This window comes from Serratia sp. JSRIV001, from assembly GCF_019968745.1.
Taxonomy (GTDB): domain Bacteria; phylum Pseudomonadota; class Gammaproteobacteria; order Enterobacterales; family Enterobacteriaceae; genus Chania; species Chania fonticola_B.
Map to the genome: position 1 here is coordinate 86,394 of NZ_CP074147.1, position 17,791 is coordinate 104,184.

The 17,791-nt window shown below is 44.2% G+C and carries 12 protein-coding genes and 1 tRNA gene; 9 read left to right on the plus strand and 4 right to left on the minus strand.

Annotation, left to right across the window (positions count from 1 at the left end; all coding sequences use genetic code 11):
* The first annotated feature begins 31 nt into the window (after positions 1–31).
* Positions 32–2,350 (plus strand): Orn/Lys/Arg decarboxylase N-terminal domain-containing protein, encoded by a 2,319-nt coding sequence (locus tag KGP17_RS00345; protein ID WP_223498676.1) that lies wholly within the window; start codon positions 32–34, stop codon positions 2,348–2,350.
* Positions 2,351–2,430: 80 nt separating this feature from the next.
* Positions 2,431–3,783: an amino acid permease gene (locus tag KGP17_RS00350; RefSeq protein WP_223498677.1), complete on the plus strand. Its 1,353-nt coding sequence runs from the start codon at positions 2,431–2,433 to the stop codon at positions 3,781–3,783.
* Positions 3,784–4,153: 370 nt separating this feature from the next.
* On the opposite strand, the gene KGP17_RS00355 is transcribed toward KGP17_RS00350, so the two are convergent.
* Both KGP17_RS00355 and KGP17_RS00360 read right to left on the minus strand, forming a co-directional pair.
* Complete coding sequence (locus tag KGP17_RS00355; RefSeq protein WP_223499734.1) at positions 4,154–5,086, minus strand: Rpn family recombination-promoting nuclease/putative transposase; 933 nt, start codon at positions 5,084–5,086, stop codon at positions 4,154–4,156.
* 680 nt (positions 5,087–5,766) lie between these two features.
* Complete coding sequence (locus KGP17_RS00360; RefSeq protein WP_021181316.1) at positions 5,767–6,351, minus strand: DJ-1/PfpI family protein; 585 nt, start codon at positions 6,349–6,351, stop codon at positions 5,767–5,769.
* A 174-nt stretch (positions 6,352–6,525) separates the two neighbouring features.
* Here KGP17_RS00360 and KGP17_RS00365 point away from each other — a divergent pair.
* The 7 genes from KGP17_RS00365 (at position 6,526) to KGP17_RS00395 (ending at position 16,039) form a co-directional block, all read left to right on the plus strand.
* Positions 6,526–6,620 (plus strand) — tRNA-Sec (locus KGP17_RS00365).
* Positions 6,621–6,776: 156 nt separating this feature from the next.
* Positions 6,777–7,229 carry an Arm DNA-binding domain-containing protein gene (locus tag KGP17_RS00370; RefSeq protein ID WP_223498678.1) on the plus strand — a complete coding sequence of 151 codons (453 nt, stop codon included), beginning with the start codon at positions 6,777–6,779 and terminating at the stop codon, positions 7,227–7,229.
* Positions 7,216–8,415 (plus strand): integrase arm-type DNA-binding domain-containing protein, encoded by a 1,200-nt coding sequence (locus KGP17_RS00375; RefSeq protein ID WP_223498679.1) that lies wholly within the window; start codon positions 7,216–7,218, stop codon positions 8,413–8,415. The genes KGP17_RS00370 and KGP17_RS00375 overlap by 14 nt, the downstream gene beginning before the upstream one ends.
* Positions 8,416–8,844: 429 nt before the next feature.
* Positions 8,845–9,996, plus strand: a complete 1,152-nt coding sequence (locus tag KGP17_RS00380) for a DNA cytosine methyltransferase (RefSeq protein ID WP_223498680.1) — start codon at positions 8,845–8,847, stop codon at positions 9,994–9,996.
* Positions 9,997–10,013: 17 nt separating this feature from the next.
* Positions 10,014–12,995 (plus strand): ATP-binding protein, encoded by a 2,982-nt coding sequence (locus KGP17_RS00385; RefSeq protein WP_223498681.1) that lies wholly within the window; start codon positions 10,014–10,016, stop codon positions 12,993–12,995.
* Positions 12,992–14,815: a response regulator receiver domain gene (locus KGP17_RS00390; protein WP_223498682.1), complete on the plus strand. Its 1,824-nt coding sequence runs from the start codon at positions 12,992–12,994 to the stop codon at positions 14,813–14,815. Before KGP17_RS00385 ends, KGP17_RS00390 begins: the two co-directional genes overlap by 4 nt.
* Before the next feature lie 66 nt (positions 14,816–14,881).
* Positions 14,882–16,039, plus strand: a complete 1,158-nt coding sequence (locus KGP17_RS00395; RefSeq protein WP_223498683.1) for a restriction endonuclease — start codon at positions 14,882–14,884, stop codon at positions 16,037–16,039.
* 85 nt (positions 16,040–16,124) lie between these two features.
* On the opposite strand, the gene KGP17_RS00400 is transcribed toward KGP17_RS00395, so the two are convergent.
* A complete protein-coding gene (locus KGP17_RS00400) occupies positions 16,125–16,289 on the minus strand; it encodes a hypothetical protein (RefSeq protein ID WP_223498684.1) in 165 nt (54 codons plus the stop codon).
* A 123-nt stretch (positions 16,290–16,412) separates the two neighbouring features.
* A complete protein-coding gene (locus tag KGP17_RS00405; RefSeq protein ID WP_223498685.1) occupies positions 16,413–17,261 on the minus strand; it encodes a hypothetical protein in 849 nt (282 codons plus the stop codon).
* Positions 17,262–17,791 lie beyond the last annotated feature (530 nt).

Sequence of the window (17,791 nt, forward strand, 5' to 3'; positions counted from 1 at the left end):
CTCAATGACATGGATGAGAAGAGGTCATACAATGAGTTACGCAAGCAATCTTGATTTTCCAATATTAATTATTTCTGTACGCGATAATAAAATACAGGTCGATGATGGCTATCATGCGATTAAGGAGGTGCTGGCATTAAATAACCACCATTTTATCCACGCGGAAAGCAATGAAACGGCCCTGGCGATGGCCAGAAAAGAAGCGGGCATCGGCTGTATCATTATTAATGAGTGCGAGGGGGCTAACTTGGGCGGGGGTTCTCCCATTATCAAGGAGATTATTCGCGTGATCCGCGCTAAAAACAGCCGGGTGCCCATCTTCTTTTCGTCAAGTGTGCCTTTGTTAGGGCGTTTATCGACGGAGGTGATTCAAGAGATCCATGAGTACATCAACATCAGCGAAGATACGCCCAGGTTTATTGCTGGCCGCATTCATCTGGCGATACGTCAGTATATTGAGAACCTGCTGCCGCCTTACTTCGCCGCGCTAAAAAGTTACGCGCTAGACAGCCCTTACTATTGGGATTGCCCGGGGCATCAAGGGGGCGTTGCCTACCTTAAGCACCCGGTTGGCCGTGAGTTTATCAATTACTTTGGCGAAAACCTGATGCGGGCAGACATCGGCATCTCAACGCCGGAAATGGGGGACTGGCTTGAACATAAGGGAGCGCCGGGAGAATCGGAAACGCGAGCCGCCAAACTCTTTGGCGCGGACAAAACCTTCTATGTGACAGGCGGATCTTCCCAGTCTAACCAGATAGTGGGCCACTCAATTGATTTAAAAGATAAAATCATCCTGGTAGACCGCAATTGCCACAAGTCCGTCAACCATGAGCTGACCATCACCCAGGCTAAACCCGTCTATTTCCAGCCTGCGCGTAATGGGCTCGGCATTATTGGCTTGATCTCTCCCGATCAGTTTGAGGCCAGCGCGATCCAGCAAAAAATCGATGACAGCGTGCTGGCTTATCAGGCAGAAGACCGCAGCCCCGCTTATGCCATCATCACTAACTGCACTTACGACGGTCTGATTTATGACGTCACTACCGTCACCCAAAAGCTGGCCAAGTCGGTACCCCGGATCAAATTTGACGAAGCCTGGTATGCCTATGCGAAATTCCACCCCCTGTATCAGGGGCGGTTCGCCATGGATGTCCCCGAAGATAAAGACAACGGCCCAACGCTGTATGCCGTGCAATCGACACACAAGATGTTGGCGGCCTTTTCTTCGGCCTCGATGATACATATCCGCAATTCCAAACGTGCCCCGGTGGATTACGACATTTTCAATCAGGCTTTTATGATGCACGGCACCACGTCACCGTTCTATCCGATCATTGCCTCAATGGATGTGGCGACCGCCATGATGGAAGGGCAAGCCGGTAAGACATTGGTCGATGAAGCTATTCACGATGCTATCAGCTTCCGCAAGACGCTGGTGACCGTCGCAGACAAGCTCAAAGCGGAAAAAAGTGACAAGGGATGGTTCTTCGATGTCTGGCAGCCGAGCACGTTGCTGCAGGAGGGCAAAAAGGTTCCTTTCACCCAGGTGGCCGACGAGGTGCTAGCCAACGATCCCACCTGCTGGCAGTTGCGAGCCGGAGAGGCATGGCACGGCTTTGGCGACTTGCCGGAGGGTTATGCGATGTTGGATCCCATCAAGGTCACCATTACCTGCCCTGGGCTGAACGCGCAAGGAAAGATGAATGTTTTCGGCATCCCCGCGCCGGTAGTGGCAAAATTCCTGGATACCCAGCGCATTATCCCGGCCCGCAACGGCGACTACACCATTCTGGTGTTATTTGCATTGGGTTCTACCCAGGGTAAATGGAATACCCTGATCGACATGCTGATGATATTTAAACATCACTATGACGAGAATACCCCACTGACCTCGGTGCTTCCGCAGGTTGCGGCCAGCTCTCCCGCCTATCGCAACATGGGCATCGGCGATTTATGCCGGTCGATCCATCAGGCGAATATTGAACTGAAAATTGCCGAGCTTTTGGAGCTTGCCTGTTCTGCAGAGGCCATCCCTGTTCTTACCCCTTCCCAGGCCTATCAATGCCTGATCTCCGACCAAACCGAGCAGGTCAAGGCTGCCGACATAAGCAACCGCACGCTGGGCGTGATGATAACCCCTTACCCACCGGGCATTCCGCTCATCATGCCAGGTGAAAAGGTGACGTCAGAATCACGGGCCATTGTCGATTACCTGGTGGCCTTGCAGACCTTCGGCCAGCGCTTCCCCGGCTTTGAACATGAACTGCAGGGTGTGGAAGTGGATGAGAACGGCACTTATTGGGTGCGGTGCATAAAAGAAACGCCAGCCAGCGCTTCCATACGTTAATCGGCCCGCGCTTTATCCCCATGGGTGCGATCCGCACCCTCTTCAAGATGTGTATCAACGCAATAATGATGGGAAATATCATGGCTTCTGTTAATACTGCCTCCGTGAAAAAAATGGGGTTGGTCGCCCTGACGTTGGTGACCGCCTCTAACATGATGGGATCCGGGGTCTTTATGCTGCCAACCAATCTGGCAGGCATCGGGTCTATCTCTTTATTTGGCTGGGTGATTACCATTGTCGGCGTGATTGCCCTGGCGCTGGTGTTTGCGAAAAACAGCATGGTGACACCGCGTGACGGCGGCATTATTGCCTATGCCAGCGACGCGTTTGGGCCATTTATTGGCTTTCAGACCACCATCTGTTACTGGATCAGCGCCTGGGTGGGTAACGTGGCGCTGCTGGTGGCGGGTGTGGGTTACCTGAGTTATTTCTTCCCTATTCTCAAAGATCCGCTGGTCAGCTCTATCACCGCCATTGTTATCCTCTGGGCATTTATCGCTCTGGCTTCTTTGGGGGCAAGGGTGGCCGGGCGCTCCCAATCATTCACCGCCTGCTGCATGCTGGTTGTAGTGCTGGGGATCGGTTTTATTGGCTGGTTCTGGTTCAAACCCGCGTTATTCACCGAAGTTTATAATGGCACCAAGGGTAGTGACGTTTCGGCAATCCTCTCCGCCGCGTCTTTGGCTTTATGGGGCTTTTTGGGAGTGGAATCCGCAGTGGTGTCCAGCGGACAGGTGGAAAACCCCGAATCCACGGTGCCCAAGGCGACGGTATTGGGGTTGCTGATTGCCGCCGTGTGCTATGTCACCAGCTGTTCGGTGATCATGGGGTTAGTACCGCATAGCGAACTGGTGAATTCCGCCGCCCCCTTTGCCGATGCTGCCCGTTATATGTTTGGTGAATTCGCCGGGGAAGTGGTTTCCGCACTGAGCATTATCGCCTGTTTCGGTTCGATCTCTGGCTGGTTGATCTTGCAGTCTGAAGCCCCCAAGGCTGGCGCGAAGCAGGGGTTATTCCCGAAATTCTTTGCCGTGGTGAACAAAAACGATGTACCGATGAAGGGGCTGATTTTTACCGGCGTACTGATGACCGTGGTATTACTGACCACGGCTTCGCCTAATCTGGCAAAACAGTTTCAGGTGATTGTGCTGATGTCGGTGTTTGCCTCTTTACTGCCCTATATCTATGCGCTGGTCGCGCTACCGATCATCATGGTGGCCAAATCCTTGAATAAGGGCGGGGGCTTCATTTTCTACTGCACGTTGGCGGTGATTGGCATTCTCTACAGTTTGTTTGCCCTGTTCGGATCGGGAAGCAATGCCATGTTCTGGGGGGTATTGATGATGATGCTCACCATCCCGCTGTATGCACTGGTTGCGGCAAAACGCAGCAAAAGCGGGATCAAAACACTGTATCTGGATAGCGAGGAGTAGCCGTAAAAAACAGAAAGCGCGGTAACAATGAAGGCATTACTGCAACAGTGAATGGCTCTTTTATCTCAAAGCCTTCTCCTTGGTGGGGAGGCTTTTTTATGACGGTGACAAATAAAATACAGCGAATCACCCCTTTTCGGAAAGATATAAGACCCTGCTATTATTAGTTGTTCATTTTAATTAAACGCGTTACGTTCAATTTTGTGTAATATCCTGGCGGTGCGACTACACGGCAATTCTACATTTCGCCGTTATTTGCCAAACCTTGCTATATCATCAGGTAATAGTCCCACCCTAAAATAGTCCCTTTGCGACTATTCAGACTACTGGCAAGGTCCGACAGTAAGGCTAGAACATTGTTCTAATAAGATTAGTGGCGGATCTGTGCCAGCTCGTCTTCAGTCAGACCGGTCATTTTCATGACGGTGTTGCGATCGAGACCGTTCTGCAGCATGGTACGGGCAATTTTCAGCGTAGCATCACGCTCGCCTTCTGAATGCCCTTCCTGCCGACCAAGCTGAATGCCCTTCTCAATACCCTTCTGTTCAAGCTGTTGTGCGATGGTCATCAGTGTGTCCCCATGTTGCGGCACTCGCTGTGCCAGTTGGCGTACAAAGGCTTCGGCGTCTGACGTTTCGCCCGCCTGTACAATATAGTGTACCAGCGATACTACCTGGGATGAAGAGAGATATCCGGCCAGTAGGATGGGAGCGAGCCTATCCACCAGTTCTGCCAGATCCCGATGATGAATGTGCTTCTGCAGTAGTGTCAGAGCCGCCATGCTGCGATGGCCTGCGATTTCGTCATCAGGGATGACGGTGACATCGACAAGCGGAAAAGCAGTGCTGTAAAGTTTACCGGCCAGCTCTGGGTTAGCAAACTCATCCAGCCACCGGGTGGAATAGGGGTATGGGCTGCGCTTACCGGTATAGAATAGCATCGGTATTACCAGTGGCAGCTTTTTGTGGCCCGCGTCCAGATGGCGCTGCATGGCCGCTACTGCGTACCTGATGAGCCTGAAAGCCATGTGCCGATCCGGCGTGGACTGGTGTTCGATGAGCACGTGGACATAACCGTCATCCCCAGCAGTGGTTTTCAGGCTGTAGAGCACGTCGCTGAAGTACTGGCGGAGGTTATCTTCCACAAAGGAGCCTGATTCCAGTTTCAGGGTGTTAAGATCGCAGATGGCACGCAGCTCTGCCGGGAGGTGTAGTTCCATGAAATCACGGGCAACCTCTGGCTGGGTCAGGAACTGTCTGAATGTGGCATCGTGGGGCGTTGGCGTGTTGTTTTTCTTTTTCATCATAATCATTTCACTCCGATACTGATTTTAAGCTGACGTTATTATTTTTCGCATGTCTCTCCATTGATTTATCTGAGGCAAGCTCCGGCTAACCTATATTCAGGATATTTATTAATTCACCGAGGTTTTTATTAAAATATGAAATCAATTCAGATTTTGTTTGTGGCATACCCATAAAGAATTCCCTCTCTTTTTTAGAATAGAGCCCGTGAAGGCATTGCATGGTGTAATTATGGACTACCGACTATTACAGGGGAAGAGGTATTGGCGACGTCATGGTTACTTCAACTGACTTAGACCCTACGGTCGAATATATTTGCCCCGAAAAATTCATAAGAATAGTCATGTTATCATCAATATGAATAATCTTCGCCAAAGATGCAGCTTATTCCCGCACTTCTATTGTGTGGTTAACAAAAATGATGGGCCGGTTAGGGGGGGTTACTGGCGTGCTAATGACCGTGGTATTACTGACCACGGCTTCACCTAATCTGGCAAAACAGTTACAGGTCATTGTTATGCGTTGGTTGCTGCTAAACGTAGCAAAAGCGGGATCAAAACGTTGTACCTGGATAGCGAGGAGTAGCCGTAAAAAACAGAAAGCGCGGTAACAATTTTCGCTTTCGGCATCGGAGCCGGAAAACGCAAACTGTGCCGCGCCTAGTTAGCAGCAGTCGCGATTAATGCACTGCCTGTGGGGCTTGCCAGTTTTCGTGATAGATATGTACGGCTTGCTCTTGCGTGGTAGTGCGATCGCCGGTCAGGCGGTAGGCCACGGTGAAGGCAAAATCAAACGCTGCCCCCAACCCTTGGCCACTGATCAGATTGCCATCTTCCACAACCCTTTCAGCCACGTAGGTACCATCTTCGATCTCCTGATGCAGATCGCCAGAACAGACATAACGGCGGCCTTGCAGCAGTTTGTTGGCAGCCAGCACGCGAGCAGCGGCAGAACACAGCGGGCAGATCAGCTTGGCAGCACGATCGTGGCGGCGGATAAACTCCACGACCAGCTCGTTTTCCGCCATTGCGGCGGTAGCCTGCGGCCCACCGGGGATCACCACGGCATCGTACAGTTGGTCCATGCGGCGTTCCAACAGAGCATCGGCAAACATACGTATCTGGTGATAGCTGCGTAGCTCCAGCCTATCCTGGCAGGACAGCAGCTCTACCTCTATCTCCATACGACGTAACACGTCGATCACGATAACCGCCTCGGCCTCTTCAAATCCTTCGCTCAGCAGGACGGCAACTTTCTTGGTCATAGCATCTCCAGCAATGTACGGGTTAATAACCCGGGCTCGGCTAGGGTAGCAGATAAAAGGCGGGAGTTTTGTGCGGGAGAGCAAGTGTACGAAGGGGATCGCGGAAACTTGAATTCCCTCTTAGCAGCTAGGGGGATTCGCGCTATAATCTGCGACTTGCTTCCTAGCTCTAGAGGAAGATCCTCGTCCCCGGTGGGGCGGCTGGACTTCAAATCCAGTTGGGGCCGCCAGCGGTCCTGGGCAGGTTCGACTCCTGTGATCTTCCGCCATTCGACCTCTTCTGAACTCTCCCAACGTCAACTAAACCCCCGTTAAACCCTTGTGTATCAAGCCTTCCTTGTATTCCGAAGTCAACAGGAGTCTACTGGTATCAATATGCCCCTGGGGGCACTATTGGGCAAACCGACCACTGTGGGTAAAATCACATGCCACCAAAACAGATAAAAACCATTAACAATCAAACAATAGCGTCACTTGATACCCGTAGTAAACCCTACAAGTTTTCTATCGGTAGGGGGCTCTATCTGCTGGTAGTGCCTACGGGCTCAAAATACTGGCGTTTGAAGTACCGCATAGATGGAAAAGAGAAGAGCCTAGCATTCGGGACATACCCTGCTGTCACGATTAGCGAAGCCATCATGCTAAGGGAAGAAGCCAGAGCGAAGATCAAAGATGGTTACGATCCCGCGATTGATAAAACCCTAGAGAGAGAACAACGCCGTCAGGAACGGGCCAAACAAGCTTTCCAGCTTTCGCTCACCGAACCCGGCGGGCTGATCATCAAAACAACTAAACAAACCCTATCGCTCACGCCAGAGCAAACTCAGGCCGTCAAAGCATTCTTGCTTTCAGGAGGAAACAACGATGCCATTAACTGATGCAAAAGTTCGGGCATTAAAGCCCAGAGATAAGCCGTACCGCTTAGGTGACGCCGGAGGGCTATACGTTGAGGTGGCAACGAATGGATCGCGTTACTGGCGCATGAAATACCGCGTTGCCGGTAAAGAGAAGCGTCTCGCCTTTGGTGTTTACCCCGATGTTTCATTGGCAGATGCTCGTGAAAAGCGCGATGCAGCCAAAAAGATCCTGGCGGCAGGCGGTGACCCTAGTGAAACCAAAAAAGCCGAGAAGCTTGCTCAGAAGCTGAATGCGGAAAACACCTTTGAGGCTATCGCCCGAGAGTGGCATCAGACTAAAGCTGACCGCTGGTCACTACGCTACCGTGATGAAATCATTGATACCTTCGAGAAAGATATCTTCCCTTATATCGGCAAGCGGCCTATTGCCGATCTCAAGCCGATGGAGTTGCTGGAAGCGCTGCGCAAAATGGAGAAGCGCGGGGCGTTGGAGAAAATGCGTAAGGTTCGCCAACGCTGCGGAGAAGTCTTTCGTTTTGCCATTATCACCGGCAGAGCTAATTACAATCCTGCCCCCGATCTCGCCAGCGCTTTGGCAACGCCGAAGAAGGAGCACTTCCCCTTCCTGACGGCTCAGGAACTGCCATTTTTCCTCAAAGACTTATCTGGTTACACCGGCAGTGTAATAACTAAAACTGCAACTAAGATCATCATGCTGACGGGCGTAAGAACCCAGGAGTTGAGATTTGCACGTTGGCAGGATATCGACTTCGATAAGGGCGTATGGAGCATCCCGCCTGAGGTGATGAAAATGAAGCGACCGCATGTCGTTCCATTATCAACGCAGGTTATCGAACTGTTCAGCTCTCTTAAGCCAATTACTGGTGGCTATCCCCTGGTGTTCATTGGCCGAAACGATCAGCGTAAGCCAATCAGCAAGGAAAGCATCAATCAGGTCATTGAGCTGTTGGGTTACAAGGGACGACTGACTGGCCACGGTTTCCGTCACACCATGAGCACCATCCTGCATGAGCAAGGCTATAACTCGGCCTGGATTGAGACACAGCTTGCTCACGTGGATAAGAACAGCATCCGTGGCACCTACAACCATGCGAAGTATCTGGATGGACGGCGTGAGATGCTGCAGTGGTATGCCGACTATATGGATAACTTGGAGGTCGTGCTTAGGATGAGGTGGATTTTCTGAGGGGAACGGCAGCGCCAGCAGTGCTGTTGGTGCTGCTGTTACTTATTCATTTGTCTTTTTTGATGAATGAAATAGAAACTTTCACCGACCTTCATTGATGGTTACAACTCTTTAAAATTGATGCGGGAACACCGCCAATGCGTGATGTACTTCGCGCTTAGGTTGAAATCTGCGAGCCTAGCTTAAGGATGATCGCATGCAGTCTTTTCATTAAGTTTGGAGGAAGCCCGATTTTTTAGAGGTTGAGCATTAGCTTAAATTAATATTCCCAATGCCTTATTTTAAGAAAATAAATAACTCAACTTCGGTTTAGATGTTATTGCAATGTCTAAAATTTAAACAATTTAAACAAATTAGCTGCGAAAACTATAAAAACAATGTATAATTGGAAGATGTTCTTTTTATAAGTTGTTGATTTAAAGAGATTAAATGGGAAAAATTACGGCGGTGGATTTGTTCTGTGGGGCCGGTGGATTTTCATTGGCAGCCCTTAACTCCGATGTGACTTTACTGGCCGCAGTAGAGTTAGATGCTGACGCGTGCGCAACATATAAGAAAAATATTATCGAGCAACGCTCATGCAAAACTAAATTGTTTAATGAAGATATCCTAAAGGTTGATATTGAGTCATTTTCTAGTTCATTATCTCTTAATGACGGTAACTTGGATTTGTTAATAGGTGGGCCTCCCTGCCAAGGATTCTCATCTCATAGAATAAACGATCAGGGAGTAGATGATCCTCGGAATGAATTACTTATTAGGTACTTTGACTTTGTTAAAAAATTAATGCCTGATGCTTTTATTGTTGAAAATGTACCAGGATTATTATGGGAGCGCCATAAAAGTTATTTGGACCGGTTTAAAGCAATCAGTGAAGATAGCGGTTATAAAATTTTGGGTCCAGTAAAACTTAATGCAAAGGACTATGGTGTTCCTCAAAATAGAAACCGGGTCTTTATCCTTGGTGTGAAAAATAGTTTAGATATCGACGAAACGCTGTGGCCTCCAAAACCAACGCACTTTCAGTCATCGTTAAGTTCACCTATATGGCGAAATGCATCGGAGGTATTCGAGCAACCAAATGAGAGTGAACTCAATGAGATTGAGAATATACTCGGTAAAAATGTTGTGAAAGAGCTTAAATTTGGTTCTGAACTACCGCTGAGCGCTGACGATTCTTCTGCCATTCACATGAACCATACAACAGACCTAACTAAGCGTTTTGAGCTAACCCCTATCAATGGTAGCCGTGGAGATATAGATTTTAGATTACCATGCCATTCTGATGGATATGTAGGTCATAAAGATGTCTATGGCCGAATTCGGCTAGCTCAACCTGGGCCTACAATTACGACTGGTTGTTTCAACCCTTCGAAAGGTCGGTTTTTACACCCTTGGAAAAATCATGGAATAACAATACGCCATGCTGCACGGTTACAAACTTTCCCCGATGACTTTACATTTACTGGTGGTATAACTAACCAAGGAAAGCAAGTTGGTAATGCAGTGCCAGTAAAAATGGGAGAGGTTATTATTAAAACTGTAATACAGATGGTAAAAGGTAAAACCTATACAAAATAGAAGAGGATATGTTTGAGATGGATTCGATTTCCTTTAAAACTAGAGCGAGAACAATTGATCATCTTGGGCGAGAGCAAATAGCTGATTGTCCAACAGCGATTTCCGAACTATGGAAGAATGCTTATGATGCATATGCAAGTAAAGTTGAGTTAAATATTTTTAATGGGGAAATTCCTGTTGCTACATTAGTTGATAATGGGCATGGAATGAACCTCGAAGAGTTCAAATCTAAATGGTTAGTGATTGGAACGGAATCAAAGGCTAGCCGCTCACTTACACAAGAAAGTGATAGATTAGGCTTCCCTGAGAGGGTTAAGCAAGGACAGAAAGGAATTGGTCGACTTTCTTGCGCTGCCCTTGGCTCTTTGCTGCTAATTATTTCTAAGAGAAAAAATGAATCATTTGTTGCAGCATTAATTGATTGGCGTTTTTTTGAAAATCCATTTTTAATGTTGGATGACGTTTATATACCAATAATAGAGTTTGACAATAAGAGAGAGTTGCCAGAGCGTCTACCAGAAATGTTCGATTCGTTATTAAGTAATATATATGGAGGCAAGGATAAAGATTTAATAGATCCTTCTTCGGCGGCTAGGACCTTGCGTTTGGCAAACGCATGGAGTCGATTAGAGGAACAAGAAACTTATGAAGGAAATGTTTCTACTAAAGAAAAAGTTTTAAAAACAGCGATTAAAGATGTTTTTGATGAGCGAATGTTCTCAACCTGGAGTGTTTGGTCTGGCGATGATATTCACGGTACAGCTATGTTTATGGCTGAGATTCATGATGATTTAAAAGCACAAATATCTCTTGATAGCTATAATGATGGTGATACTGCTTCAATTAAAGCAAGAAATAGTTTAAAGCAAACATTAATAAACTTTACTGATCCATTTTCTAAAGATGGTGAGCCTAAGATTGATGATTTTTCCACATCTGTTATTGTTTGGAATGGTCATATCCAAAGAGTTATTATCGATGATGTAAGAAGTTTTGATTTGTCTAACTTAGAACTACTGGAGCATATTGTTGACGGGGTTGTTGATGATGACGGATACTTTCATGGCAGTATAAAGGCATTTGGAGAAATAATTGATAATGTAATAATTAAACCAGTTAGGAATTATAAAAATAAATCAAATGCGAAGTTTGGAAAGTTCAATGTTCGTATTGGTTCATATGAATGGAGAAAAGAGAAGTCAACATTGCCTGAAGAACTGAATACTTTTTTTACGGAACAAAGTGAGTTGTATGGAGGTGTTCGTATATATAGAGATGGCTTAAGAGTTATGCCATATGGACGTGAAGATAATGACTATTTTGAAATAGAGAAAAGAAGGACTTTAAATGCTGGTCGATATTTTTGGTCCAACAGGAGAACGTTTGGTAGAATTGCGATAACAAGAGAATGCAACCCTAATTTAAAGGATAAGGCTGGACGTGAGGGGTTATTAGATAATACCGCATCTAAATTATTTAGAGAGGTGGTTGAAAATATTTTGATATTGTCAGCCGATAAATATTTGGGGCGAAACTCAGAGATACGAAAAGAACATCTGGAGGATGTTGCAGCATTAAAATCGGTACAGAAGGCTGAGGCAGATAGGAAGAAGTTGATTGTTAAAGAAAGAAAAAGAATAAAGAGTTCGATAGTTTCTAATATTGGTACATTGAAGTGCAAACTGCAAGATTTAAAGGATCTGCAACACCGATACACAAGAGTTGAAGAAATCTCTAGTATTGAGGATGCTAAGGAATTTAAAAGCATTGTAAGTAGGTATAATGATGAAATGCAAAGTTTTTCGCTGAGCCCTGTTCCCAATAATCTTGGTTCAATTGAGAGTGATTATAAAGACTATAGACGGGTAGAGCTAGAAGCTAAAGGGATAATCAAACTTCTAGATGAGTCGGCAAATATTGTTCTGAGCAACCTAAGCAACAAAACAGATTATGATATCGCAATTGATATCTTTAATGAGAAAAAGCGTTCGATTAACTCTGCAATTAGAAAAACTGCGTCTCTAGGTAAAGACCTACTTCAAGATGAACTTAGTAGATTTAGTGACCTTATCGAGGCTCAAAGTAAGATTTTTCAAAATTCACTCACTGATTTACTTGAAGATCTAAATTTAGAAAGGATTCCTCTATCTTTAGTACTGAGAAAGATTGACGATGAATACCAGAAGCAGATTGTTGAAAATAACCAAAGATTAATACCCTATATAACTGCTATACAGAACATACGCGAACAAATTGACTTGGAGGGTTTAGCTATACATAGTTTGAACGAATCTGCAAAATGGAAACAGGAAGCTGAGCGTTTGAACTCATTAGCTCAATTGGGTATAACTGTAGAAATTATTGGTCATGAAATTGAAGGGCTGGACTCTACTATTTCAAGAGGATTAAGTCAACTTCGTAATGTACCATTCTCAGAACAAGAAAAAAGAATATTTGACGATGTACATTATGCTCACCAGAGTTTAAGTGATAAATGGCGTTTCCTGTCCCCTTTAAAACTCTCTGGTGAGAAAGTTAAGAAAAATATTACTGGCAAAGATATTTATGAGTATATAAATAATTTCTTTGGTGATGCATTTTTACTTCACGGTATTAGTTTTGAAATGACAAGTGCATTCGAGTTTTTTTCTATAAATGAGTTCCCATCAAGGATATACCCGGTATTTATTAACTTGGTAAATAATTCAAGGTACTGGGTATGTCAACAAGATATGGAAGATAAAAAAATACTATTAGATTTTAGTGAAGGGGAGGTCTTTGTTTCAGATAATGGTCCAGGCGTGGATTCTGACGACTTTGAGCAATTATTCACGCTATTCTTTACTCGTAAGCATCGTGGCGGTCGTGGTGTAGGATTATATCTTTGCCGGACAAATTTGCAACCTGGAGGGCATTCTATTCGATATGAAATTAATGAAAGTGGTAAAAAGCTTTCAGGGGCTAATTTTGTTATAAAATTTAATGGAATAAAAAAATGAATAATCAATTGATGTCAAATGGCTTAACCTTTGGTGCGTTAATTAATGAAGCATTTATTAAACCTATTCGCTCTGTTACGGTTATTGATGACGAATATCCTACTATATCCGGCTTGTTGAATAAAAATGAATATACGAAAATTAATGAAGATAGATTGAAAGATGTGATTTCTTTTTGCCAAGATCCCTCGAGGAATTGGTTGGTTGATATCGATGATGGCCAGAGTTTTCCAGAACCTTTTGATGGTGATGTTGGTTCTTATACAAACAGTGATCTATTGATACTGGATTATCATCTTGAAAAAGGAAATGATGGAGATAGAAGTTTAAAAGCATTAAATGTAATAAAAAGTTTGGCAAAGAAAACTCATTTTAATTTAACTGTTATCCATACAAGTGGCTATCATGGCGATGGCAATGATGTGGAAAAAATTATTATTGATGTGATTACATATTTACAAAAACCTGCCAATATCATTCTAAATAACGGCGCTGAAAAAGTAGTTCTTCAATTTTTAGATGATGCGTCTCTTGAGGATGATGATATTGAAAGAAAATTAATAAATTCCATAACTGACTTGGAGTTTTTATCTGTTATAAATGAATTTAATGGTAATTTATCAGCTTGTTTTGAATCAGAAAAATTTGATGAATTTATTCGGTTATGCGAAGAAAGTAATGTTAAATACAGCAAGAAACCGATGATTCAGTGGCTATGTAATAAGAAGAATATATCTTTAGAAGCCTTATATGGTAATGAGGACATAAATGGCCTTAGTTGGAAGGTTGAGAATGGTGTTAATTGGATAAAGACTGATAATTTATTTGTTACAATAATAGGGAAAAGTATTCGTCCTACTGAGATCCCAAGTAAATTATGCGATGCTCTTTTTGACTGGTGTCCTCATCCTCATCAATTATTGTTAGCTAAGCTACGTCATGAGATTGATGAAAATGGATTTATGATTGCAAACCAGATTGTAAATAAAAGATATTTACAATCATACTGGTTAAAGGAAATTTTGGATGCTGACGACGAGTATGCTTTAGAATCAAAAATATGGAACGTTTTGTCAAAACACTGGGAGGAAATTGCCGTATCGACAAAGGATGCTATGATTGATTTTTCATCAAGGATAAGCCAATATATTAAGAACCTTCCTGAGGGTGATTTATCAGAATTCATGTCTAAATGGACTGTTTCTGATATGAAAGAAGTCCTTCAGCATGTTAATAAATTTAATTGTTCTATACCTATCGCTGGATACCATTTAAATACAGGGCATGTTCTTCAGCTAGATGATAATAGTTACTGGGTTTGTATGACACCTGCTTGCGATTTGGAGCCTGGTCAGAAGAGGAGTAAGACAGGGAAAAATATGCCTGTTACTTTGGTTAGGCTATTTACTCTGTCAGAGGCAGCGAAAAAAGATGATAAAGAACCAGCTTTGCTAGGAGAAGAGCAAATTGTTCGAGCATTATCAATGGCTACGAGAAATGATCTCATTTTCATTTCTTTAATGGATAGTGAAAAAATAAATATTTTCAGCTCGGTTCCCAGGATCTATTCTTCAGCAAATCCGGTGAGTGATAATTTTTTAGTTGGTAATCAGGGACGTTTTACCAATGGCGATCGCACTCTAGTATTTTTTAAACCTACAGCTGAAGAAGAGCAAGCTCCTACGTTTAAAGAAATTAAAGGGAAAGTTGTTGCGCAATTACGGTATGAATATGCCTTGCACTTATTGCAAGTTACAGGGCGGACAAAAAGCAGAATTGGTCTTGATTTTGTTTCTTTAAATGATACTTTTACTCCGTAAATACATAGAAATTATAGCTGTTAGTTTTATATCGGTAATTAAATAAGTATGTAGGAAGTGGAAATAATGGAAAACGCAAAGGAACTATATTTACTTACTAGTGATCTAGTTATTGATGCGGTTTATCACGGCTACAAGACCGAAAATGGTGGGTATGCTGATCCTTTAGTTCGACTGGTTGGTGTCAGTCGACAGGGGGGATTTCGGTATAGAGGAACTCGTGATCGACCGACTGTACTAGTTCTGTACTCCACTCAATCTGATCCAGATTGGCCGGATGAACTGGATACGACTACAGGCCGTTTCGTCTATTACGGCGACAACAAAAAGCCAGGCCAAAAGCTTCATGACACTCAGCGTTTTGGAAACGAGTTGCTGATCAAACTTTTTGAAATAGCACATACTGGCGATCGTGCCAATATTCCACCTATTTTGATTTTTACTTCAGCAGGTGCTGGTCGTGCGTATCGGTTCCGTGGTTTGGCTGTCCCTGGCCATCCTTCGATGCCTGCAACAGAAGATTTGGTGGCGATCTGGAAATCCACTGGCGGAATTCGATTCCAGAACTACAGAGCTACATTTACCATTTTAGATGCATCGGTCATTAGTCGTGGTTGGATAGACTCCATTAAAACTGGAGCAATGGATATCGAAAAGGCGCCTGATGCATGGCGTACATGGGTTGAAACAGGGGTTATTAAACCTTTGATAGCACCTAGAACTCAATTAATTAGAACTAGGGAAGAGCAACTTCCATCTGATGAGGCAGACCTGGTACTGATTGATACTATTCGGACACACTACGCAAACAATTCATATGGATTTGAGGCTTGTGCAGGAGAGCTTGCTCGACTCTTACTGGGTAATGTTTCTCGCCTGGATTTGACTCGACCTTGGCGTGATGGGGGTAGAGATGCCCTTGGTGCCCTCAGACTCGGGCGAGGAGCATCGTCGATTGAAGCTATGTTTGCATTAGAAGCCAAATGTTATGGTATAGGCAACTCTATTGGGGTCCGTGAGGTTTCTAGGCTGATTAGCCGTATAAAACATCGCGAGTTCGGCATACTTATAACAACTTCATTTGTTAATAAACAGGCGTATCAAGAAGTTGTTGATGATGGACATCCAGTAATATTTGTTACAGCTATTGATATAGTTCAACTGCTTAGAGCTTCTGGTTATGGGACGGCGGCTCAACTTTCAAAATGGTTGGATGGCATTTAACTCCCTAAGCCAGTTTCCCTATGCACATGTTGCGGGTATTTGTCGTCCCAAACACCCGCGGACGCATCCAGTTCAGGGAGCTTATTCACCCCTTCAGCCGGTTGGTGTTGACTTTATAGTCTCCTTCGTTTTTATTTTGACTGCTACGCTCAATATGGATGATCAACCGCTGAATATTCGTACCTTGTTTGGGGCTCTTTCTTTTATCGTTTTTCTGCTTCTGCTTCTGCTTCTGCTTCTGCTTCTGCATCTGCTCCTAATGTGAATGTTTTAAAGGCATCTAATTTTACAGTCAAAATTGCAGTTTACGTTAACTGCTATAAAAGAGTGCGTTCTTCTTACTTTGAGTTAATAATTGACATGCATCAGTGGTTCAACACGTTACGTTTTCAATTACCTCGATCCCCAGCATGTTTTTGAGCGCAATTAAAGGGCTTGATAATTCACCTGCAATTATGAGGATTGTCCTTACATTTCTTTTGCTATCAGTAGCGCGCTGCATTGCCTCTAGAACGGCCTGGTATTTTACGCATTGATAAATTCCGCGTGTTAGATCCGCATCATTCGATGAAGCAGACTTTACTTCAATCGCAACGCATTCACTTCTAAATTCGAAAAGGACATCTATAGAATCACCCGATGGTAACCGATATTCTTGATGTCCTATAGCATCTCCTTTTAGACCAATATTTATTGGATTGCTAGCAACGTATTCTTTCAGTGCTTTATGGGCCTTACTTTCACCACCACCTCTAAACTTTTGTGCTTTATGTATAAGCTTGGTGAAATCGGAAGCGGCTGGGGAAAGGTCAAATAGTGTTAGTATTTTGTGCCAACTTGGGAAACTGTAAATTTTTGCCAGCTCAGTATCCACAATCTGCCGACGTTGTCTTTTCGAAAGTTTGCTATAACTGGAAAGGTTACCAAGAAACTCGCTTATACCCTCACCTGGAAGGCCTGTATTTTTATTGACGACAAGGCACTGAATTGGAGGGACTTCCGTGCCCCAACTTTTTTCCACTGCGATCATGCTTTGGCCTATACAACCAAGAACGTAATTGAGGTTACGTGGATTCGGCATGCCTAATTCAGCAGCAAGATTTTCGTAAGTGATAGGTTCGCCAGCATGAGCTTGGCGTATCAATAATGGTAGTGCCATCCGCGCACGTTGCTGATATAACTTATCGCCTTCTAAGGTTTCTGATACTAGTGCTGTTGCCATTGGCTATTCCTTGTGATTATACCGTGAAGGCATATTAGTATCCATAGTACTGCTTAAAACGCTTAAAGATGTAATATTGTACTCTTAATTCGCAGAGTATTTTTAGATGGCTATCACGGTTTCATTATTTTACTAACGAAGTAAATTTTTTACCAATTTACCTAGCAAATTCTTGGGGGGCGGTTTTCGCGTCCAGATTCGTTACCCCCGGAGGTATGCATTGGATTTTAACACAGTGGGAATATTTTAAAATCATCATAATCATAGTGTTAGATCAAACAATGGAAGTGTTGTTGTTTCGGAAATTTCAAGAAAGGACCGTCTTGATGCAATGTATCCTAAACTTCCTGTACGAGCGGGGCGATAGCGAAAGTAAGTAATGACAGTTGGCTAATGTCTTCTCTTCCGCCTGTTCAAGGCTATGCTAAAAGTAACGACCTGCAGTTTAAGTCTAGTACAAATGCACGCGTTGCAGCATCACAGATAAAATACCGTACTTTGTGCTCTAAAGATAACTTGTTTACATTCAC

Bases quoted from the DNA above. Each gene is read 5' to 3' on its own strand.
- KGP17_RS00360 (WP_021181316.1), bottom strand. From the start codon at position 6,351: ATGACCAAGAAAGTTGCCGTCCTGCTGAGCGAAGGATTTGAAGAGGCC.
- KGP17_RS00405 (WP_223498685.1), bottom strand. From the start codon at position 17,261: ATGGCAACAGCACTAGTATCAGAAACCTTAGAAGGCGATAAGTTATAT.
- KGP17_RS00350 (WP_223498677.1), top strand. From the start codon at position 2,431: ATGGCTTCTGTTAATACTGCCTCCGTGAAAAAAATGGGGTTGGTCGCC.
- KGP17_RS00400 (WP_223498684.1), bottom strand. From the start codon at position 16,289: ATGCAGAAGCAGAAGCAGAAGCAGAAGCAGAAGCAGAAAAACGATAAA.
- KGP17_RS00395 (WP_223498683.1), top strand. From the start codon at position 14,882: ATGGAAAACGCAAAGGAACTATATTTACTTACTAGTGATCTAGTTATT.
- KGP17_RS00390 (WP_223498682.1), top strand. From the start codon at position 12,992: ATGAATAATCAATTGATGTCAAATGGCTTAACCTTTGGTGCGTTAATT.
- KGP17_RS00345 (WP_223498676.1), top strand. From the start codon at position 32: ATGAGTTACGCAAGCAATCTTGATTTTCCAATATTAATTATTTCTGTA.
- KGP17_RS00355 (WP_223499734.1), bottom strand. From the start codon at position 5,086: ATGAAAAAGAAAAACAACACGCCAACGCCCCACGATGCCACATTCAGA.
- KGP17_RS00375 (WP_223498679.1), top strand. From the start codon at position 7,216: ATGCCATTAACTGATGCAAAAGTTCGGGCATTAAAGCCCAGAGATAAG.
- KGP17_RS00370 (WP_223498678.1), top strand. From the start codon at position 6,777: ATGCCACCAAAACAGATAAAAACCATTAACAATCAAACAATAGCGTCA.
- KGP17_RS00385 (WP_223498681.1), top strand. From the start codon at position 10,014: ATGGATTCGATTTCCTTTAAAACTAGAGCGAGAACAATTGATCATCTT.
- KGP17_RS00380 (WP_223498680.1), top strand. From the start codon at position 8,845: ATGGGAAAAATTACGGCGGTGGATTTGTTCTGTGGGGCCGGTGGATTT.